Annotated in this window: 1 protein-coding gene; it reads right to left on the reverse strand. The window is 48.8% G+C overall.

Features of this window, described 5'->3' with window-relative positions:
• On the reverse strand, nt 1-371 hold a 371-nt coding region (locus ACTHS4_RS11670; protein ID WP_440365975.1), incomplete at both ends, for a DNA adenine methylase.

Genomic DNA, 371 nt, shown 5'->3' on the forward strand with positions numbered 1-371 from the left:
CCAAATGATTGGTCATAGCCTGCGGTCTGCCAATATGGTGGGTCTGCATAGAAGAAGGTGTGCTCACGGTCATATCGTTTGAAACAACGATCCCACGATTCATTCTCTATATAAACACCTTTGAAACGGTCTTTAGCAGCCTTTAATTTAACCTCAATCTGAGATGCATCCCACGCTTTTGACGTGGTAGCTGTACCAAAATGCTGATGGACGGTTTTGCCGCCGAAGGCGTTGTGTTGAAGGTAGAAGAAACGAGCGGCACGTTGAATATCTGTCATGCATTCGGGCGGCGTATTTTGCAGGCAGGCGAATGTTTCGCGGCTGGTCAGCGTCCACTCGAACTGACGGACGAACTCGTCGAAATGGTGTTG

Origin of the sequence: Neisseria sp. P0014.S009 (assembly GCF_051958155.1) — a bacterium.
Classification (GTDB): Bacteria; Pseudomonadota; Gammaproteobacteria; order Burkholderiales; family Neisseriaceae; genus Neisseria; species Neisseria flavescens_C.